A 19646-nucleotide genomic window follows, 5' to 3' on the forward strand; every position below is an offset into this window, starting at 1 on the left:
TTTAACCGAATCTTCCAGTTATATAGTCCTCTGTCCTCTTGTCCTCAGGATTAGAGAATATCTTCTTTGTTTCCCCTACTTCTATAAGCTCTCCCATCAGGAAGAATGCAGTCTTATCCGAAATCCTTCCAGCCTGTTGCATAGAGTGAGTCACTATGACTATGGTATAGTCTTTCTTAAGCTCGTCTATTAGCTCCTCTATCTTAAGAGTGGCTATAGGGTCTAGCGCCGACGTAGGCTCGTCCATCAAAAGCACCTCTGGCTCCATTGCAAGCGCCCTTGCTATGCAAAGCCTCTGCTGCTGACCTCCTGAAAGCGCCCAAGCCGAGTCATTCAACCTGTCCTTCACTTCATTCCAGAGGGCCGCGCCTTTAAGGCTCTTTTCAACTATTTCGTCTAGTTTCTTCTTGTCCTTGAGTCCGTGCTGCTTAGGCCCGAAGACTATATTCTCGTATATGGACTTCGGGAATGGGTTCGGCTTTTGAAACACCATACCAATCTTAGTTCTCAGGTCTACCTCGTCCACCTTAGGGTCGTATATGTCCCTACCTTCGAAAACTATGCTTCCGTCGTGGCTCGTTCCAGGTATAAGGTCGTTCATCCTGTTGAGTATCCTTAGAAAAGTCGACTTTCCGCAGCCTGAAGGGCCTATAAGCGCAGTCACCTGGTTCTCCTCTATATCTAGATTTATATCCTTAAGAGCTTTGAAGTCCTCGTAGTAGAAGTTCAAGTTTTCTATCTTTATCTTTGTGCTCATGTGCATTCCCCTATCCTTTCAGTCTGTCTTCATATTTATTTCTAACGTATATGGCTATTCCATTAGTGATAAACAGTATCACCAGCAGCACTATTATAGCAGCAGCAGCCAGGTCATGAAATTCCTCCTGAGGCCTCGCAGTCCAGTTGTATATCTGCATAGGCAGTATCGAAAATGAGTCCATTATCCCCGTCGGTGAGAAAGCTATAAACGAAACCGCTCCTACCATCAGCAGTGGCGCAGTCTCTCCAAGCGCTCTAGAAACCGCAAGTATATTCCCAGTCATTATGCTCGGTATCGAGTACGGCAGTATGACCCCCGTTATAACCTGCCACTTTGAAAGACCTAGCGCATATCCCGCTTCCTTTAGGTCTTTCGGAACGCTCTTTATAGCTTCCTGGGACGAAACTATTATGACAGGGAGTATAAGCAGCGCGAGCGTCAGTGATCCTGAGATTATGCTTCTTCCAAGTCCAAGGAACACCACGAACACTCCCAGCCCAAGTATACCATAGACTATAGAAGGCACTCCTGCCAGGTTTGAGATATTTAGCTGTATAAAGTTCCTCAGCTTGCTCTGTCCCGTATACTCTTCAAGGTATATGGCCGTGCCTATTCCAATCGGAACAGCTATTACAGCTGTAATGGCTATTATCCAAATGCTTCCCATCAGTGGAGCTCTTATTCCCGCTCTGCTCGCTATCCTGGAAGTATAGTTTGTAAAGAATTCGGCGTTAAGCCAGCTCAGCCCTGAGCTGAATATGTCGAATAGGAGAACAGCCAGCACTACTACCCCTAGAAGGGCGGAGGCCAGCACTACTCCATGAAATACATTGTTTTTTATCCGTCTCGACCTTATATTGCTCACTAGTATTCCTCCTTGTACTTCTTGACTATATACCTAGAAAGCACGTTAAGCCCTAGGGTTATACAGAAGAGCAGCAGCCCTACTGCAAATATCGTTTTGTAGATAAGCCCTCCATGGCTTACATCTCCCGAAGCCACCTGCGCTATGAAAGCCGTCATAGTCTGAACGCTCTCAAGAGGGTTCAGTGTCATATTAGGTGTAGACCCCGCCGCAAGCGCAACTATCATAGTCTCTCCTATGGCTCTTGAAATCCCAAGTATAAAAGAGGATATTATGCTTGAAAGGGCCGCTGGCACTACTACCTTGGTGGCAACCTCCAGTTTTGTGCAGCCAAGCGCGTAAGCTCCTTCTCTTAGAGACTCTGGCACTGCTCTCATGGCATCCTCACTCAGCGAAGATATCATAGGCAGTATCATTATGCCCACAGCTATTCCCCCGCTCAGCGCATTGAACACGCTAGATGAGGGAAACACAGTCCTTATTACAGGGCTCAAAACTGTAAGGGCAAAGTACCCATAGACTATAGTAGGTATTCCTGCCAGTATTTCAAGCGTAGGCTTCAGTATTTTCCTAGTTCTTTTAGAGGCATATTCGCTCAAGTATATTGCACTTCCAAGCCCAAGCGGAATCGCTATTATACAGCCTATAACTGTGACTACAAGTGTTCCAGCTACAAGTGGAAGTACCCCAAATTTTGGGTTGCTAAAAAGCGCTGTCCACTCTGTTCCAGTTAAAAACTCCACTATCGAAACTTCCTTGAAAAACCCAATGCTCTCGCTTAAAAGCACCCCTATTATCCCAATAGTCGTAAGCACTGAAACTCCTGCAAACATGGAAAGCAGTATTTTTATAAGCTTTTCTTTTCTCTCTATCTTCTTGTATCTTGCTGTTTTCTCTTCGTACGGTCTATCCAAAATCATCTCAATCCTCCTTGCCGTTTTTAAATCCTAAGGTAATTATATTCCCTGCAAGTGCAGATTGTGTTTAGTCAAAGTAAACCGAAGGTTAAGAATGTGTTAAGTCAGACTTATTAGTTTTTAAAGTCATCGTTGTATTTTGACAGCACTATCAAAAAAATAGCCCCTATGAATATAACTATACCTCCATAAGCCATGGATATTCCGACGTCAAAGTCGTGAAGGGCATTTACCATAGCTATTGAAAGCGGTCTGTTGTGCACTCCATAGAGAAGCGCCGATATTGTATATTCACCTATACACCTCATAAAAGCCAGCGAAAATCCTGATATTATTCCTGGGCTAACTATGGGGAGTATGACCCATTTAAATGTCTTGATCTGGTTAGCTCCTAGGTTCCTAGATGCAAACTCGTATTCTGGATTGAAGTTGCTGAATGCTGTATAGGTGCTTCTAGATACCAGAGTCACAGTGGCTATTACATAGGCTATAGGCAGTATAGCGTATGTTCCCACAAGGGAGTTGTTGAAAAGCATCAGCCTCTTTTGATTGAATGCAAATATCAGATTCACCCCCAGCGTACTTGGAGGTATCGCCATAGGGAGCAGTACCAAGAAGTTTAACGCCCTGGATTTAAAGCTTTTATCTTTTAGTATCAAGTAGGAGCTTATTACCGCTATAGTCGTGGCCAAAGCTGCGGCTATAGAAGACATATATAAGCTGTTCTTTATAGGTGCTAATACTCTTGCTCTAGAAAATATAGCTCTATAATTCATAAGCCCGAAGTCGTTCGGAAATATATTCATCATCCAGCTCTTAGAGTCCGCAAACGACAACAGTATTATTGCAGCAAGAGGAACTACTATCAAAATTACTATAAAAAGCGCCGTGGCATGAAGCATAGCATTTGCAAGTCTACTTTCTACTTTCACCTTTTTGAATTTTTTTGACTTAGTGGCTTTAGACTTTGAAATTTGCTTGCTGTAATGGCTATAGAGTCCCATAGTCGTAATAGATATAACCATAAGCAGTATAACTTGAGTAGAGGCCATTTGCATCTGATTGCTCATCTTAGACTGAAGTATCTGTGTGCTCATCATCCTGTACCCGCCACCTATTAAATATGGTGCCGAGAAAGATCCCGTTCCTGTAGCAAATGTCATTAGAGCGGATGTCAAAAGGGCCGGCCTTATATGTGGAAATATTATATCCTTAAATATCTCAAACTTTGAAGCTCCGAGTCCCTTGGCGGCCTCTATAGTGGAGTAGTCTAGAAATTTCAAAGCTATAGACGTGTTTATATAGAAATATATATACTGAGTGAATGCATGTACAAATATAATCCCCCAGAAACCAGAGAAGTTTATAGGCGGGCTTTTCAGATTCAACATCAGCTTTAGCGCTTGATTTACTATACCAGTCTCTGAATACAGCTGTATAAAAGCTATAACTATCATAACCCCAGGAAGCACAAATGGACTTAACATAAATAGATTTACTATTCGCTGATATTTGGCTTTAAAATAGTCTGTATAAAAAGCCATATATACTCCTATCACCATGCAGCTTAAAACTGTACCTATCCCAACTTTCACCGTATTAGAAAAAGCTATTTTATTCACTTGAATTGAAAAAAACATTCTATAGAAATCTAAAGACAGCCCCCCAACTTCTGATCTAAGCGTTATCATAAGTGTATTTGCTATAGGAAATAGTACGAAGGTAAATATCAAGTAAAATAAAATGATGTATATTATATAGTTCAGTGCCTTTTTCAAAAAATCACTCCTATTCCAGACTCTTTACAGCTCTTTTATCTATCTTAAATGCAACTAGATCCCCAATATTTCTGGGATTTTTACCAAGAGACGTTCCCTCTGTAATTTTAAGTCTTACTTTTCCATACACACATGTGTATGTGGTGTGGCTTCCATTAAACTCGGCCTCTACTATATTTGCGTTCATATCTCCCTCTTTTACCAGCGCTATATCTTGAGGCCTTATGCAAGCCTTCAATATATCTTCTCTCTCTATACCTATTTCTTTAAGCTCTTCTTTGTTCAGTATATTGGACTCTCCCACAAACCCTGCTATAAATTCATTTTTAGGATGATTATAGAGCCCACGAGGTGTATCTACCTGAACTATTTTCCCATCATTAAACACAGCTATTCTGTCTGAAATAGACATGGCCTCCTCTTGGTCGTGAGTGACGAACACAGTAGTTATACCCAGCTCCTTCTGAAGCTCTCTTATCTCTTTTCTCATCTTGTATCTAAGTTTTGCATCCAGGTTTGAAAGCGGCTCGTCTAAGAGCAACACTTTAGGCTCCACCGCCAAAGCCCTAGCGATGCATACCCTCTGTTGCTCTCCTCCAGAAAGCTCATTTATATCACGTTCTCCAAACTCGCTCATCCCCACCATCGCAAGCTTGTTTTCTACTTTATCGGCTATAGTCTGTTTGTTCATTTTTCTAGTTTTAAGGCCGTATCCCACATTCTTGCTTACATTCATATTAGAAAAAAGTGCATAGTTTTGAAACACCATTGCAATCTCTCTTTTTTCCGGCAAAAAAGAAGTTATATCTTTTCCGCCTAGCTTAACCTTGCCGGAGTCTGGCTTTTCAAACCCCGCAAGTATCCTGAGTAGAGTGGTCTTTCCACAACCTGATGGTCCTAGAAAAGTAAACAGCTCTCCATCTTCTATTTCGATGTTCACTTTATCTAATATTCTTTTTTCTCCAAATGATTTTTCAATATTTTCAAACTTTATATTTCCCATAAGTTTCCTCCCCAAAAAAATCCCGCAGAACACGTGTATGAGTTCTGCGGGATTTTTTTATTCCGCTATATCTTTTCCTGAATCTCTTATTTCAGTATCCCAAAGATTCAACCATTCCAGTTCATTTTTTGCGACATTTCCCCAGTTTATATCCATTTCCTTTAAAGGAGTCTGCATCCACTCTGGCCCCTGCTTTACTGCTTCAGCCAGTGTAGGCATTCTGTCAAATTCATTTGCCAGCTTAACCTGAACCTCTTCGCTTCCAGCGTAGTCTATAAAAGCTGCCGCCGCATTAGGATGAGGTGAGTTCTTTATAGCCGCAATAGCATCTGTAAGAACTATAGATCCTTCTTCTGCGTCTATCATAGTAAGCGGCATTCCATTGTTGTTCACATTGTCAGTTATAGAGCTTAAAACTCCGTAACTTATAGGTGCCTCACTTTTCCCAACTGCCTGGAAGTGAAGACTTCCGCTTCCATAGTAGTTTTTAGTGTTTTGATCTAGCTGCTTCAGATATTCAACACCTTCTTCAAAAGAAGAGTTGCTACTGTAGTAGTCTAAAAGAGAAACTATAGTAGCTCTTTGAGACGAAGAAACATAGTCTCTAGAAACTATCATATCCTTATACTTAGGGTCTGCAAGATCTGCCCAGCTCTTAGGAGCCTCTTCCTCGCTTAAAGCTTCGTTGTTGTAAAACATAACAACAGGTGTCTGCATCACTCCAAACCATCTTCCTTCCGAATCCTTGAATTTAGCATCAAGGCTTTCTTCCCATGAAGGCTTCGTACTCTCAAATAAGTCTTCTTCAGCCATTGTTATAAAAAGCGAAGAAGCTCCTCCGTACATTATATCTGCCTGCGGGTTCTCTTTTTCAGCTCTCACTCTATCTGCAAGTTCACCTTTTAGATTTATGAATTCAACTTCTACTCCTGTTTTTTCCGTAAATCCATCTGCAACCACTTCCAGCATATCCTCTCCATGCGTTGAGTAGATTACAAGCTTTTCCTCTAGGTCCTGAGTTTTGGCTTCACTCTCTGCACCGCTTTTTGCATCTTCAGAAGATGATTTGTCTGAGTTTGAGCAAGCAGCTAATGAAATTGCCAGCACCATAGATAGAGTCAATAGTAAAAATCTCTTTAATAAGTTCATCTATACATTCTCTCCTTTTGATTGAGTTTTTATACATTCTTTTTAACCCTACCATTTAATCCTAATTATTTCAAATAAGCTTATTCTATCCATTTCAATATTTGCATTTTATTTTTCTATAATAAAAAAGAGAGGCACATGGCCTCCCCGAAAGTCTGTTCTTATTTTATGGCTTCTAGAGTAGCTTTCCCCTCTTCGTAAGCGCTGTCCTCTAGTGCTATATACCCAACATCTCCAACTATGTCTTTAGCTAGGTCTAGGTAAGTCTCCACAAAAGCTCTGACCTGTGGCTTCTCTTTTATCGAGTTGTTAGAAACGTAGATGTATATCGGTCTTGAAAGTGGTGCGTATTCTCCGCTTTGGATAGTCTCGTTGTTAGGTGCTATTCCGTTTACAGATACAAGCTTTAACTTGTCTTGGTTCTCTAGGTAGTAAGCGTATCCGAAGTATCCCATGGCGTTTTTGTCTGCCATTATACCTTGAACAAGTACGTTGTCATCTTCACTGGCTGTGTAGTCTGTTCTAGAAGCTCCGCCTTCGCCCATTATCTCTTCAGTGAAATAGTCGAAAGTTCCAGAGTCTGTTCCAGGTCCATAAAGCTTAACTGGCTCTGCTGGCCAATCCGCCCTTACATCTTGCCAAGTCTTTACAGTGCTGTTTGGCTCCCATATCTTCTTCAGCTCTTCAGCTGTTATATCCTCTATAAATTCATTGTCTTTGCTTACAACTATAGATATTCCGTCGTAAGCCACGTCGAACTTAGTGTATTCTACCCCATTTTTCTCTGCTTCTGCTTTTTCCTCATCCTTTATCTCTCTAGAAGCGTTTGAGATATCTGTCTCGCCAACTGTGAATCTCTTGAATCCTCCACCTGTTCCAGACATTCCAACAGTCACTCTTGAGTCAGGATTAGCTATTTGGAACTCCTCTGCAATTGCCTCTGTTATAGGATAAACTGTAGAGGAACCGTCTGCTTCTATTGAACCAGATATTTCTGTACTAGCTCCACCGTTCCCGTTCTCTCCGCCATCTCCGTTGCTTCCGCAAGCAGTGAATAAAAGTGACATAGATGTTATAGCTAGTAGTGATGTCTTTACAAATTTTGAATTCTTGAATAATTTCATTGATTTATTCCTCCTCTTATTTGATTGCTATTTTGTTTGCGTTTTTATTTCTTGATTACAATCTAATTCTAGCAATTTCAAATGTAAAGTATGTATAGACAAAGTTAAAGAATTGTTAAGTAGCATTAAGGTACGGTAAACTGTTTACGATTGCCCCAGTTTGAGTTATAATCTAATGGACTGAAAAATAGGAAAACGAAAAGGAGCTAAAATATAAATGAAATTAGGAATAGTAGGTTTACCAAACGTAGGAAAGAGTACGCTTTTTAACGCCATAACTTCAGCAGGAGCAGAGTCTGCCAACTACCCATTCTGCACTATAGAGCCGAATGTAGGAGTTGTTTCAGTTCCGGACGAAAGACTGGATGCGCTTAGAGAGCTTTTCAACTCGGAGAAATGCGTTCCGACAGCTATAGAGTTCTTCGACATAGCGGGACTTGTAAAGGGTGCCAGCAAAGGTGAAGGACTTGGAAACAAGTTTCTTTCACATATAAGGGAAGTAGACGCAATAGTACATGTAGTTAGATGCTTCGAAGACGAAAACATAACTCATGTGGAGGGCAGAATTGACCCTGTAGATGATATAGAGATAATAAACCTGGAGCTAGTGCTTGCAGACCTTGAAGTTGTGTCAAAGAGACTCGACAAGGTGCAAAAGCTTGTGAAGGGAGACAAATCGTATCAAAAAGAATTCGAGCTACTGACCGAGATAAAGAGTGTGCTTGAAGAAGGCAAGTCTGTCAGGACTATGGAGTTCTCTCCTGAAGATACAACAGTTGTAAAGAGCTTTAACCTAATATCTTCAAAGCCTATACTCTACGTTACAAACGTGTCTGAGGAAGACGTAGTAGAGGGGAACGAAAATAGCTTTGTGCAAAAGGTTATGGAATACGCCTCTGAAGAGGGTTCAGAAGTTGTAGTGATATCTGCCCAGATAGAGGCGGAAGTTTCAGAGCTTGACCCTGAAGAGAAGAAAGAGTTCCTAGGCGACCTAGGCCTTTCAGAGTCAGGACTCGACAAGCTTATAAAAGCAAGCTACAAGCTGCTTGGGCTTATGAGCTACCTTACTGCCGGCCCTAAAGAAGTTAGAGCTTGGACTATAAAGATAGGCTCTAAGGCGCCTGAAGCCGCTGGAAAGATCCACTCTGATATGGAGAAGGGATTTATAAGGGCAGAGGTCGTAGCTTTTGACGCTCTTATGGAGCACGGTGGATACACTAAGGCCAAGGAAAAAGGGCTTGTAAGACTTGAAGGCAAAGAGTATGTGATGAACGATGGAGATGTTGTAAATTTCAGATTTAATGTGTAGGGTTTCCCTGTTTAAGCTATATAGCCCAACCCATTGAAAACACTGAATTCTTTTACTTGTCTTTACGGACTAGAACTTGAAAATATCGTTGTTTTCTCGTTCTGTTGCAACGCTATTGCAACGGCGTTGCAACAGTGAGATGATCGGATTGCTACATCAATATGATAGATATGTATGAAAATAGCCGCCATAAATTTGGCGGCTTTTCTGTTTCTTCCTATTTCTACTTAAGGCACTCGTAACATACGCTTAGAACCTTTAATATATTCTATAGAATCTCTTTTTGTAATTCCGTCTTCAGAGCAAATATCAATAGCTATGTTTAAGTCTTTGTTTTTATTATATGTAAAGCAAAATACACTTTTGGCACAAACCTCCGCTGAATGTTCTTCTTTTAGTACTAAGTTATATTCATAACGTCCATTTCTTTCTTTTGCCGATGATGACGTGACAAGGTACATACTTTCCATGTCAGCTAGACGACTTTGCCTTAAATCTACTTTATCATTAAAAGATATATTTAGATAATTGATGTCATATTTCTTATCTAATGTATTTATTATTGATTCAATTCGGTATTCTCTATTTAACAGCATTCCTTCACTTACTTTAGGTTTCGATAGCGAGATTATACTATAAGGAGACCCTTGATTTGCTACTATTGATATTCTTGAAACCTTATCTTTCAAATTTATATTTTCACTTTTTAGCTTATCGTTATCATCAGACTGCTTATCAATTGCACCAATTAAATATTGACATACTGCTCCTAAAAATATCACCATTACCCCTAAAGCAATTGAAGATCCACTAAACTCTGCCATGTAAATACTTATTATACTTATAATAACCACAATAAATATTCCTAAAACATTCACACACCTCATCAAGCTACTTTCCCTCCAAAACTGTATTTATAATATTTATAAGTATAATCGGCGAAGTAGCTTTAGAGTTTATTACTCCACCTTTGCTCAACGAGGTTGTTATTTTAGTAAGCCCTTCTCTTTCAACAGTGAAAACTATAAATTCAATAGTATTTCCTTTTGAAATTTCATCTATAATATTTTCTTTATTTTCTACAGACTTTATATAACCATCAATATTAATATCACAATGTAATATTTTCCTTGCTTTTCTATTTACTAAGTCTTCAAAAAAGTCCTCTGTGATTTCATAAGAATTTATATCTAAATTTAATAATAATTTGTATTTTTCCACAATAAGATTAAAGTATTCATTATATAGTTTTTCTATTAATAAGTACTTCTTGTCTGCTATTAAAAAAGTATTAATATAGACATCCATAGGTATTTTATTTAAATTTTCAACATACTTAGTATTGGTGCAATACTCTTCTTTTATATAAAATATAATGTGATATGTATTGTCATTAATCTTGCTAAAAGAAAATATACCTACATCTTCTTTTATATTTGTATAGTAGTCTAATTCTTTAAGTTTTTTCTCTACGGATTCCATATCCAATGTGGACTCTATTTTATATATCTTCAAATCCATAGCTTTAATCCTCCTCTTTTTTTGACTCGCTGTCCTCCTCAAGTTCATTGGCTGCTTTTTTGATATCAGAAATCAGCTCTAATAAGTGTACACTAAACGCATCTAGCTCTTCCGGTGTTTTAAATTGAGACTCATCTATTGAAATTTTATTTCTTTCTTTATAAAGTTTAACTACATACTTGTCCTCTTTAAACTCTAAGTGGAAAGTTACATGCTCATATACCCCACTATCCTTATACATCAAATCAACGTCTGACTTTTTATCAGATGCAGGATCTATTTCATAAGAAACCTTTTTTGTACTATCACCCTCGATTTCAATCTTTTGTATTTTTATTTTCTTCCATTCATAATTGTCTCGAATATGTTGGAATACTTCATTTGTCAACTTTATTGGCCTTACTTCTATTCCCTTTTCATTTAATAATTCTAAACATTTAGATTTTGAACTTTCTTCACTTGAGTAGTTGGCTTTTACTATTATATTTAGGTCGCTTGTTATACTCACTCTACAGCTTCCAAAATAAAAATATGGTTCCCTTATAGTTACCATTTTTTCTTTTTCTACATCGTATCTGTTTTCGGTATATTGTCCTAATGTGTTTTTAAAAATATACATACAGCTCAACATTTTTGAAACCTCATCAAACTTAATTTGAGCATATCCTTCAGAATCATAAACCTTATCCTCATTATATTTTGATTCACTTGTCTTTAATAATTCTATTATTCTATCAAAATCTATCTCATTATCATTAAAGTATACTGTGTCAAACATACTGATTTCAGGTGATCTTTTATAAAAAAATAAACTTGCCATGTTTTCCCCCTTTGTGTCAATATTAACCATGTATATAACTCACTTTTTTAAATTTGCACACTATAAATATACCACACTTAAGATCACCTATGAAGTGAATCAGGCATTTTAACATATTTTTTTATAAAGTACAATGAATTTGGAGAACAAAATCTTATTTGAAAGTACTATAATGTAAATAAGGGAGGGTAAATTTATGACAAAAAAACAGCTTGAATTTTTAAAAGCCATCTACAACGAAGGTAAAACTGCCAAAAAGTTGTGCCAAGAGTTGAAAGTAACACCTTATAAAAATGATTTATTTGCTGGACACTATAACGCTTTAAATAGTCATATAGATTATCTTATATCTGACGATAAAGGCGAAATTGACGATATGTTTGAAATAATTCCATTTGATGGTCCAGAATCTAATGAAGACATATATATAATTAGTCAGAGCGGAAAAACGTATATTGAAAATCACAAAGAAGACTCTAAGCGCTATAGAACCCAAAGTATCCTTACACTAATAGCTATTATAGTTGCAATCATCGGAGTTATTATTGCTTTTTTTCAGTTAGCAAGCTGATGATATTGACATTATTTTAAAAACAAAAAAGCCAGGGTTTCCCCTGGCCTGCTTGCTACATACTATTTGCAGCTACACCCCGTCTTGGTAGATATGTTCAGCATCCTTATGACTTCTCCCCTGGTTGCAAGGTCATTCAGGTTTGTGGAACTTATCCCAGGAGCACCTGCCTGAGAAAGCCTTGTGTTCAGCTCTACAAGGTCCTTGTATGCCCAGTGAGTATCTACAGTACCCGCAGTGTCATACTTGCTCTGCTTGACTGCTTTGTCCACTTCAGACTTCACAAGAGCCCTAATCTGTGACTCTCCAAGCATTAGTTGCTTCATCTCGTCTCTAACTATATTCCTTATGTCCTGCTCTTTCATTCCGTTCCCTCCTAGTTGATTCGCTACTCTAGCTTTGAACTCTATCCACTTTGCCCAGTTATCTGACCTCATGAAGTTCGGGCAGTACTTCCTACTAGCATCATAGTGTCTAACTACTCTGTCCAGTGGTATATTGTGCTTTTGCATAAGCTCGACTGTCAGGTCTATCGCATGAGCCACAGAACGCTCCTTGTTGCCCGGAAGGCATATCTCTATACCTATGCTATTGCTGTTTGTTATTCCGTACTTTCCACGGCCGTCTCCGACGTGCCAAGCGCTATCTTCATCTCTTATTATCTGGATGATGTTGTCTTGGTCTATGAAGTAATGAGCACTGGCTCCACGATTACCCCCATTGAAGTATCTGAAGTGGTTTTCAGCACTAGCAGTAGGGTTCCCGGTATCATGAATGACTATATATTTAGGCTTGTTCGTGCCTTTGTTGAAGTTGTACTTCACAGGCATAAACTGAATTGGCAGCATGTCTATTCCTCCTCACTTTTGCTTTTTAAAACTTCAATGGCTTTCTTAAGAGCACTAGGCACTGGGAGCCCCATAAGTCCTGCGTTTTCTATTATTGAGATAGATTCGTTTATTATATAGGCTATTATCACAGCGTCTCGTATGAACTCGGAGCCCATGACCATATCTAGCCTGTATGCCATTAATACTATGGCTAGAATCATACCCTTTTTACAGAGTCCCCTAAACCCAGCACCCGATTCTAAAGCTCCAAACTCTGTTTTAGTGCTATTGTTGAATACTCCAGCAACTACAAGGCCTGTTATGTAGTCCACCGACATAAATATTATTAGTGTGTTTAGTGCCATATCCCAGCCTCCTAATTGATGTACTGCAAAGCTACCGACTGTTCCGGCGACTGATAGCACTCCTGTTTTCGCTACGTTTATTCTTTCCATGTCATGCCCCTTTCTGATTTTGGGTAAAAAAAGAGAGCCTTACGGCCCTTTCTTCTATGCCGTTGCTAAATACTCTGCAACTGCTATTGTATATTCTGTCGGAACTGTAGGTTTTGAGTCACCTTCCACTGGTTCGAGTACCCATTTTCCACTCTTTACGAGTATCGCGTAACATACTATCATGTAGCTTTTCAATTTACACACCTCCATTAATTTGTAATTTCAGATTTTCGACTTCCATTGTAAGGCTTACTATAGCCTCAGCCATAGCGGCTTTTTCTTCGTCTACAACTTCATCGACTATCGGCGTAACGCTGTTTATATAATCTGCAGATGGATTAATTAACAGCTTCACTACTGCACCACTATCACCTTCCTCAATCAGCCATTCACCTTTTTCGTCTACAACATTCTTCACCAAAATCCACCCTCTTTCTTATTTATAGTAAACTGAAATAGCAGAGCCTACTCCAAGCGACACTAAGCCCGCATCCTTTATCTCTATCGATGTTAAATTTGAGGCATATGCAACTTTACTTTGCAAAGTTGCATCTCCGTTAGATATATAATAGCCGTCTACTGGCTTGGTGTTTAAAATCGTATTTATGGCCGAATGATTTCCCACAGATGTACATAGTTTAACTGCAGTAGATGTGCCATTTAGATAGACTTTTAAATTTCCACCACTTACAGCTGTGCCTTGGATTAGCAAGTGTCTCGCTTCTGGTGGTATGCCAGCCACTGAAACAACGGCGGTGTTTTGGGTTATTACTGCGCTGGCAAGGTGCTTCCACATGCTTGTCGGGAATTGCTCTTGTTTTATTTTCCCTTCAGAGTCGATACTGGCTGCATCAGTAATTCCATATCCCGACAAAGTAGTTGGCTTAGACTCAAGAGAATTGAACGAATGGGTATGATTTACTGGAGATTTGCCGCTGTTCAATTCGTTGAGTGCTCCGGTTACATCCTTGGCCGCTGTAGACCTAGAATTGTCTACATCATCAGCCTTGGCTTTTATTTGCAGAGCTATCTCTTCCAAATGAGAGTCGACCTCTTTATTGATTTCTTTTTGATTTCCTCCGCTCAGCACCGCGAAGCCGACATTCGAGTTAATAATCCCATAGTCATAGTTCAGCTCAGATAACTCCGCAGTAACATTAGCTGCATTACCTATTGCTGCCACAACCTGATAGTTCCATGAATATGGTCCTTGCGACGCAGGGGCATAGTAGTCCCCATAGGGCCCTGCATTACAGTACCCATATAAAATCTCCCCTTCTTCTGGGTCTATTGCAAATATACCTATTTCACATATATAAGTAGACTCCGTAACTTCGCTATTATTAATGCTTCCGATTATAGTAGCACTTTTAAGTTCTGAATTAGGAGATATAGTTAGTATCGGAATATTAAACTTAGGCTCAATTAGCCCTAAGAAAGATGCTGAGTTTTGACCTCCGATATCACCAGATCCAACTTGCATTTTAGTAAATATAATTTGCTGCCCGGCTTGGGCTTTGGCATATAGAGCCATTCCCTTCGACGTAATTATCATGTTTTTAAATAACGCCATATTCTTAGACTCCTTCCATCATTAAAGTAGTTTCACTTATTCCTTGAATAATCAAATTAGGATATTCTCTGAGATGCACGATATCTTCGTAGTCGAAATCCATTTCTATGGTTTGAGATGTGCTCGAACCTACTATAACCCCTGAATAGCACTTAAAATCGACGATGGATTTTCCTATATAGTTGACTTTTACACCCTCTGGCTTAGGAACTATATATCCGTGCTGTATGAGGTCTTGTCTAATCTGATTCACATATCCCGTAACATAAGCATTGAAGCTCATGTCCTGATTATCTTCTATCTGAAGCCCGATATCGCTGAAGATATTTTCCCAGATTTCATAGATGTGAGGTATTGTTCCGTCCCACATATTTATTGCCACCTTGGTCTTGAGTACTAGTCTGTAGGTTTCATCATCTAGCACTGGGTCATGGCCATTCAAGGGCTGAAATGTTAGCGTCCTTTCCCTTCCAATTATGATCCCTAGAAGGTCGAGTTGCTGACCTATGGCATTGTCTATATCGAAGTTAATGTCTATAGACTTTGTTGCGAGATATGCGTGGTCTATTATGGTCAAGCTTTTACTAAGCCAAGATATAAACTTCGGCCTATCTCTGTGCTGTGAAGTAATATTGTCTAAATATTTTTCTATAGCCAATAAGACACCCCCTAAACCACATTTGCCGTTACATTATTTACATTCCCACGACAAACCTCATTAAAAGCCAAGCTTATATCATCTGTCTGATGCGTTTCTCCAAGCCTAGAAGCCGTTATTGAAGTTATCGAAAAGAGCGGAGACGATAAATCAGGCATAGCTTGAAGCGCCGCACCCCACAAAGAAGATATAGATAAGCTGGAGCCTATTTTCATGGCGTTGAGATAGTCCTGTATCTTTTTCTTTATACTCTCCGTAGTTTCAGTTGTGTATCCATAAAGCTGCTTAATATTTACGATAACCTCTATATCTACATAAGTTGGCCTGAAGAATCTTATTGGTGCTTTCTGCTTCTTAGAATCTACTATTTCAATAGTGACATCTCCGTTTGTGAAGCATCCAACCCCCTTGTGTTTCCATATAGCTCTTGCTATATCGTTGTTGCTTCCACCCTCTACTACTGCTGTAATCGAGTGTGGAGGCAATCCTTTTTCATCTACAACATTAGTGTCGTTTTCGTATACCTTAGAGCGTGTAACTCCAGTCAGTTGAGCTACAGACCCCACAGTGCCTTCAAGCATTGTCAAGCTAGCCTGGGCTGTACTTTTGGATTGACGCACCCTTAAGAGCGAGTCGTCTTCGACATAAGAACCTACACTTCCATTCTGTTCGTTGTAAACACTATTCCATCCGTATATAGGATTGAATATAGAATTTATGTCCCCGGGATTAGATACTACAGGTCCTGGAATAGAGCATTTAGCGATTATTTCTACCTCTCCACTTTCGGGGATCATTACACTGCGAGGTAAATTCCACTTTATGCCGGACTTGTCTACCGCAATACCTTCCAGTATTTCAGTTCCACCTAGACCCATTACTTTGACTTTACATTCACTATAGGTTGCAGGCTTTCTCTTGATTCCATTTATTTTCACAACTGAGTCAAGTCCAGTCCCTATAGCTGTGTTAGGAGCCCTGTTATTGTAGACTTGCTCTGCCATTTGGAAAGCGTCATATATTTTTTCAGCAACGGTAGCTATCCACTGGTAATCTTGACTGTCCTCTCCAAGATATATGTCTTGTCCGAAAATCGACTTCGCATCTCCTACAAGTTGATCTCGTATGCCTATATATGTCGGGATGTGAAGTCCAGTTTTGTCGATGTACGGTTTAAAATAAGTCATTCACTAGCCTCCTTTCTATAGCCTAAGATCAATATCTCCAATGTCGATGTCGCCATATCGTGTTGTTACTATGCACGAAAAAGTGTATTCTCTATTTTTGAATTCACTAGAAAAGTCTCTTATAGCAATTACATCTCTTGTGTTTATGATTCGGTCCTTTACTATGCTGTCAACTATCATCTGTCTATCAGAATTTCCCCTAGCTCCTAAAATCTCTTGAAATAGTGGGGTGCCCTCTTCTAAGTTCTCCCACCATTCCCCTTTGAGCAGTTTCAGCCTAGTCTTGATAGCTTGAGCTACAGCATATATACCATATGTTATGTTCTGACTACCCTTTCCAAATGAGTAGTCTCCGTCAGCGTCCAGTATTCTGTACTTCATATTTCAAACCTCCTAGAGCCGCTTAGTGCGGATCACTTGTCTCTCCACCAGAGTAAGTATGAGTGTGAGTGTTTATATCGAGACCATTCGACTTCACACTAGCAGCTGAAAGATTAATGCTTCCTTTGGCCACTATATTTACATTATCTCCAGAGAGTTCTATATAAGAACTGCCCTCTTCGTTCCGAATTTGGCACGAAGTTGTAGAGTAGTCTTTGACTCTGTTCGGCTGTGACCATATCCCTGGTATGCAGATTCCGTCGGACAGATCGTGTCTCCGTTTCTCCATCTGATTTTGAACTCCTCCATGCATAAACCACCCGTCTATGCACATGTCAGAGAAGACAACTAGGCACTCGTCACCAGCTTTTATAGGAAGAGTCATCATATAGCCTCCCGCCCTTGGAATCAGTATCGGAAGGTCCAGCAATGGAGGTATTTCTGCCCACTGGCTAGCTCCACTGTCATTCGTTATAGATTCTCTGATGCAAAGTCTAACTGTAGCTGTTTGGGACTCTATATCGAAAGCCTGAATTATACCAGGGCAGGCAACCCTCAGGCTGTTGTTTAAATTAGATTTAATCATCTCGCCCTCTTCTGTTTTAGAAGGGATTATTTCAGGTATTCTCATTATTCTACCTCCTTATACCGGAACTATAGGTATAGCGCCACCTAATTGAGTTATAGTCTCGAAGTTAAGATGCCACTCATTCCCTCTAGTGTCTCCTACGTATTCCATTTTTATTACTCTATAGATTCCATCCTTATCTAGCGAACGTATCATAGCTTGAACTTCGCCCGAATCACCAGCAGATGCTCCTGAAGATGAACTAGGATTAGAACCTCCTACGCTAGCATTCGCACTCGCAACACTAGGCGGCGCACTATTACCCCCACTCCCATTGATTACAAAGATAGGGTCCTTGTACTTGCCACCTTCCTTAATCTCGAAGTGAAGGTGAGGCCCTGTAGAGCCTCCGGTGTTTCCAGAAAGCCCTATCTGCTGTCCTTGCCTTACGTTGTCACCCGTCTTGACCGACCAGTCGTTAAGGTGGAAGTAGTTCGTTGCTGTGCCGTCTGGATGTTCAAGCATGATTATTTTTCCGCCACCGTAGTTTATCCCTTTGGAGTCTACTCCAGCTTTCAATACCTTTCCAGCTTTTGATGCGAATATAGGGGTCCCTATAGGCATACCTAAATCTATTCCGTTATGATTAGTACCGCCTCTTCTCCCAAAGTGGGAGGTTATCTTGAAATTGCCGTTGTAAGGAATAAGGTAGCCTCCAGCACTAGGTTGTCCGCCTGAAGTGCCTGTTGAAGCTCCAGTATCCCCGGTAGATGTGCTAGCAGGAACAGCATTGGAAGTTCCAAAATCTACACGCTTATCTCGAATCAGACTGTTGTCTATGTGAATCAAGCTATTAAGTTTTATTTGAGGATTCAGCAGGCATTGTCCAGATACTCCGTATTGAGTTTGCTCCGGGACCCCTATAAGTCCAGAAGTAGTGTCCAGCTTGAATATCTCATCCTTAGGGAGCTCTTTTAAGTCTATTAAATTCAACCTACCATCATCCATGTAGCACTTAAGACCATTGCTTTTAGCAATCTGCCTGATAAAGTCGGAGGCTTTTCCGAAAATAACTTTCCCCCTAGGGAGCGTTGTGGTTTTCAGTTTTTCGGATATGCTTCCGAGCGGTACAGGATTAGACGCTTTATTAGCTATATGCTCCACTATACTTCTATGGCTCTGTCCTCTTAAAATAGAGTAGTTGGCTATATCGAAGTTTATAGCTCTGTCAGAATCTAGAGCTATTATAGTAAGCTTGAAGGTGTTTGCATTGACCTTTTCCCTTATGCACTGAATGATATCTCCATCGAAGATAAGCCCAAATTGACTTCCTTCATATCCAGCCTCTACAGTAACTCTTTTGCCATTCATAATTATGGCATTCTCTGTTTGGGCATTCAGGTTGTAAACTGATATTTCAGAAGAGTTTGGCTCCATCTGGATAGTCTTTATAATCGAGAATGTGCAGTGAAGCCTAGATATATCTATAGCTGTACCAGATTTATCAGATACGGTTATTCTGTACCTTCTGCCAAAAAGGATATCTCCTCTTTTCTCACTTCCTTTAATCACCTGATAGTTTGTTTCCTCTATGGTCATCATTTCCACTTGCTCTGATGACCCAACAGAGGCATTCGCAGTAGCTCCAGGAGTATAAGAGCCAGTACTTCCGGTAAATCGGTTGTAGTATTCGTGTGCCTTAGGTTTTCTTCTACTTTCAAGGTGTGATGATGATTCAATGTCTAATGGTCGTAGAAAATTACGCATGAAGGATGCTGTTAGTTCAGATATAGAGCCTTTTCCTTCCATAAAACTATTGAAATTCAGTCCATATTTTTGAATCCACTGTTTCTTAGCTCCTGTTGCAGATGCTCCTTGTCCTGTTAATTCAGCCCAAAGGAAATTAAGCTGATGATCTAGAGTAATTCCGTATCTTTCAAGCTCACTTCTTCTCCCTGTTGAACCACCTTTGGGATTTGTCCATTGAATTAAGCCAAAACCTCCTCCACCACCGACCTCGACCAAGTTTGTATCAAAACTACTTTCAGCTTGGATATTTCCCATAACTGCCGCTACTGACTTCTCAGGGAGCCCCTTACCTCTGAGAAACTTCCATACCACAGCTTCTCTTTCTGATCTATTCAAGCAGGACACCTCCTATTTATAAATTTGGGCAT

At 39.9% G+C, this 19646-nt stretch carries 22 protein-coding genes; 2 read left to right on the forward strand and 20 right to left on the reverse strand.

All coding sequences use genetic code 11. The annotated features are described in order from the left end of the window. Position 1: 1 nt before the first annotated feature. The 7 genes from pstB to EUAN_RS04055 form a co-directional block, all read right to left on the reverse strand. Positions 2 to 757, reverse strand: a complete 756-nt coding sequence (pstB, locus tag EUAN_RS04025; protein WP_097678047.1) for a phosphate ABC transporter ATP-binding protein PstB — start codon at positions 755 to 757, stop codon at positions 2 to 4. A gap of 10 nt (positions 758 to 767) precedes the next feature. Beyond that, positions 768 to 1625 (reverse strand): phosphate ABC transporter permease PstA, encoded by an 858-nt coding sequence (gene pstA / locus EUAN_RS04030; protein ID WP_071061953.1) that lies wholly within the window; start codon positions 1623 to 1625, stop codon positions 768 to 770. Then, positions 1625 to 2545: a phosphate ABC transporter permease subunit PstC gene (gene pstC / locus EUAN_RS04035; protein ID WP_071061955.1), complete on the reverse strand. Its 921-nt coding sequence runs from the start codon at positions 2543 to 2545 to the stop codon at positions 1625 to 1627. The genes pstA and pstC overlap by 1 nt, the downstream gene beginning before the upstream one ends. A gap of 110 nt (positions 2546 to 2655) precedes the next feature. Continuing rightward, a complete protein-coding gene (locus tag EUAN_RS04040) occupies positions 2656 to 4182 on the reverse strand; it encodes an ABC transporter permease (protein ID WP_169817334.1) in 1527 nt (508 codons plus the stop codon). A gap of 148 nt (positions 4183 to 4330) precedes the next feature. After that, complete coding sequence (locus EUAN_RS04045; RefSeq protein ID WP_071061958.1) at positions 4331 to 5323, reverse strand: ABC transporter ATP-binding protein; 993 nt, start codon at positions 5321 to 5323, stop codon at positions 4331 to 4333. Positions 5324 to 5380: 57 nt separating this feature from the next. Continuing rightward, the gene (locus EUAN_RS04050; RefSeq protein ID WP_071061960.1) at positions 5381 to 6472 is read right to left on the reverse strand and encodes an extracellular solute-binding protein; all 1092 of its coding nucleotides are present in this window, start codon (positions 6470 to 6472) and stop codon (positions 5381 to 5383) included. Positions 6473 to 6633: 161 nt separating this feature from the next. Further along, entirely contained in the window at positions 6634 to 7596 is a 963-nt protein-coding gene (locus EUAN_RS04055) for a PstS family phosphate ABC transporter substrate-binding protein (protein ID WP_071061961.1), read from the reverse strand. A gap of 217 nt (positions 7597 to 7813) precedes the next feature. Between EUAN_RS04055 and ychF the strand changes: the two genes are divergently transcribed. Continuing rightward, entirely contained in the window at positions 7814 to 8905 is a 1092-nt protein-coding gene (gene ychF, locus EUAN_RS04060) for a redox-regulated ATPase YchF (protein WP_071061963.1), read from the forward strand. 227 nt (positions 8906 to 9132) lie between these two features. On the opposite strand, the gene EUAN_RS04065 is transcribed toward ychF, so the two are convergent. Genes EUAN_RS04065 through EUAN_RS04075 form a run of 3 tightly spaced genes read right to left on the reverse strand, consistent with a single transcriptional unit; the run spans position 9133 to position 11246 of the window. Continuing rightward, a complete protein-coding gene (locus tag EUAN_RS04065) occupies positions 9133 to 9783 on the reverse strand; it encodes a hypothetical protein (RefSeq protein ID WP_169817335.1) in 651 nt (216 codons plus the stop codon). Positions 9784 to 9796: 13 nt separating this feature from the next. Next, positions 9797 to 10426, reverse strand: a complete 630-nt coding sequence (locus tag EUAN_RS04070) for a hypothetical protein (protein WP_071061966.1) — start codon at positions 10424 to 10426, stop codon at positions 9797 to 9799. A 4-nt stretch (positions 10427 to 10430) separates the two neighbouring features. Continuing rightward, on the reverse strand, positions 10431 to 11246 hold the full coding sequence (locus EUAN_RS04075) for a hypothetical protein (RefSeq protein ID WP_071061968.1): 816 nt from the start codon (positions 11244 to 11246) through the stop codon (positions 10431 to 10433). A gap of 196 nt (positions 11247 to 11442) precedes the next feature. Here EUAN_RS04075 and EUAN_RS04080 point away from each other — a divergent pair, with 196 nt between their 5' ends. Continuing rightward, a complete protein-coding gene (locus tag EUAN_RS04080) occupies positions 11443 to 11817 on the forward strand; it encodes a hypothetical protein (RefSeq protein WP_071061969.1) in 375 nt (124 codons plus the stop codon). A 62-nt stretch (positions 11818 to 11879) separates the two neighbouring features. Here EUAN_RS04080 and EUAN_RS04085 read toward each other — a convergent pair whose 3' ends face one another. From EUAN_RS04085 to EUAN_RS04125, 10 genes are read right to left on the reverse strand one after another with little or no spacing between them, the layout of a single operon-like run. Then, on the reverse strand, positions 11880 to 12665 hold the full coding sequence (locus EUAN_RS04085; RefSeq protein WP_071061971.1) for a peptidoglycan recognition protein family protein: 786 nt from the start codon (positions 12663 to 12665) through the stop codon (positions 11880 to 11882). A 2-nt stretch (positions 12666 to 12667) separates the two neighbouring features. Then, positions 12668 to 13102, reverse strand: a complete 435-nt coding sequence (locus EUAN_RS04090; RefSeq protein WP_071061972.1) for a phage holin family protein — start codon at positions 13100 to 13102, stop codon at positions 12668 to 12670. A gap of 54 nt (positions 13103 to 13156) precedes the next feature. Then, entirely contained in the window at positions 13157 to 13297 is a 141-nt protein-coding gene (locus EUAN_RS12595; protein ID WP_169817317.1) for a CD1375 family protein, read from the reverse strand. 1 nt (position 13298) lies between these two features. Then, positions 13299 to 13523, reverse strand: a complete 225-nt coding sequence (locus EUAN_RS04095) for a hypothetical protein (protein ID WP_071061974.1) — start codon at positions 13521 to 13523, stop codon at positions 13299 to 13301. Between the two features lie 15 nt (positions 13524 to 13538). Continuing rightward, the gene (locus EUAN_RS04100) at positions 13539 to 14675 is read right to left on the reverse strand and encodes a hypothetical protein (RefSeq protein ID WP_071061976.1); all 1137 of its coding nucleotides are present in this window, start codon (positions 14673 to 14675) and stop codon (positions 13539 to 13541) included. 4 nt (positions 14676 to 14679) lie between these two features. Next, complete coding sequence (locus tag EUAN_RS04105; protein ID WP_071061977.1) at positions 14680 to 15333, reverse strand: baseplate wedge 1 family protein; 654 nt, start codon at positions 15331 to 15333, stop codon at positions 14680 to 14682. Between the two features lie 11 nt (positions 15334 to 15344). Then, positions 15345 to 16520 (reverse strand): baseplate J/gp47 family protein, encoded by a 1176-nt coding sequence (locus EUAN_RS04110; protein WP_071061979.1) that lies wholly within the window; start codon positions 16518 to 16520, stop codon positions 15345 to 15347. Positions 16521 to 16535: 15 nt separating this feature from the next. Further along, on the reverse strand, positions 16536 to 16901 hold the full coding sequence (locus EUAN_RS04115; protein WP_071061981.1) for a contractile injection system sheath initiator: 366 nt from the start codon (positions 16899 to 16901) through the stop codon (positions 16536 to 16538). A 22-nt stretch (positions 16902 to 16923) separates the two neighbouring features. Then, a complete protein-coding gene (locus tag EUAN_RS04120) occupies positions 16924 to 17532 on the reverse strand; it encodes a Gp138 family membrane-puncturing spike protein (RefSeq protein ID WP_071061983.1) in 609 nt (202 codons plus the stop codon). A gap of 12 nt (positions 17533 to 17544) precedes the next feature. Next, positions 17545 to 19614, reverse strand: a complete 2070-nt coding sequence (locus tag EUAN_RS04125) for a phage protein (protein ID WP_211266274.1) — start codon at positions 19612 to 19614, stop codon at positions 17545 to 17547. Between the last annotated feature and the right edge of the window lie 32 nt (positions 19615 to 19646).

It is taken from the genome of Andreesenia angusta, from assembly GCF_001855385.1.
In the GTDB taxonomy this organism is placed as follows: domain Bacteria; phylum Bacillota; class Clostridia; order Tissierellales; family Gottschalkiaceae; genus Andreesenia; species Andreesenia angusta.

Coding starts and splice junctions, on each gene's coding strand:
- pstB (WP_097678047.1), bottom strand. CDS start 757: ATGAGCACAAAGATAAAGATAGAAAACTTGAACTTCTACTACGAGGAC.
- pstC (WP_071061955.1), bottom strand. CDS start 2,545: ATGATTTTGGATAGACCGTACGAAGAGAAAACAGCAAGATACAAGAAG.
- EUAN_RS04040 (WP_169817334.1), bottom strand. CDS start 4,182: ATGTTTTTTTCAATTCAAGTGAATAAAATAGCTTTTTCTAATACGGTG.
- EUAN_RS04045 (WP_071061958.1), bottom strand. CDS start 5,323: ATGGGAAATATAAAGTTTGAAAATATTGAAAAATCATTTGGAGAAAAA.
- EUAN_RS04050 (WP_071061960.1), bottom strand. CDS start 6,472: ATGAACTTATTAAAGAGATTTTTACTATTGACTCTATCTATGGTGCTG.
- EUAN_RS04055 (WP_071061961.1), bottom strand. CDS start 7,596: ATGAAATTATTCAAGAATTCAAAATTTGTAAAGACATCACTACTAGCT.
- ychF (WP_071061963.1), top strand. CDS start 7,814: ATGAAATTAGGAATAGTAGGTTTACCAAACGTAGGAAAGAGTACGCTT.
- EUAN_RS04070 (WP_071061966.1), bottom strand. CDS start 10,426: ATGGATTTGAAGATATATAAAATAGAGTCCACATTGGATATGGAATCC.
- EUAN_RS04075 (WP_071061968.1), bottom strand. CDS start 11,246: ATGGCAAGTTTATTTTTTTATAAAAGATCACCTGAAATCAGTATGTTT.
- EUAN_RS04080 (WP_071061969.1), top strand. CDS start 11,443: ATGACAAAAAAACAGCTTGAATTTTTAAAAGCCATCTACAACGAAGGT.
- EUAN_RS04085 (WP_071061971.1), bottom strand. CDS start 12,665: ATGCTGCCAATTCAGTTTATGCCTGTGAAGTACAACTTCAACAAAGGC.
- EUAN_RS04090 (WP_071061972.1), bottom strand. CDS start 13,102: ATGGAAAGAATAAACGTAGCGAAAACAGGAGTGCTATCAGTCGCCGGA.
- EUAN_RS04100 (WP_071061976.1), bottom strand. CDS start 14,675: ATGGCGTTATTTAAAAACATGATAATTACGTCGAAGGGAATGGCTCTA.
- EUAN_RS04110 (WP_071061979.1), bottom strand. CDS start 16,520: ATGACTTATTTTAAACCGTACATCGACAAAACTGGACTTCACATCCCG.
- EUAN_RS04115 (WP_071061981.1), bottom strand. CDS start 16,901: ATGAAGTACAGAATACTGGACGCTGACGGAGACTACTCATTTGGAAAG.
- EUAN_RS04120 (WP_071061983.1), bottom strand. CDS start 17,532: ATGAGAATACCTGAAATAATCCCTTCTAAAACAGAAGAGGGCGAGATG.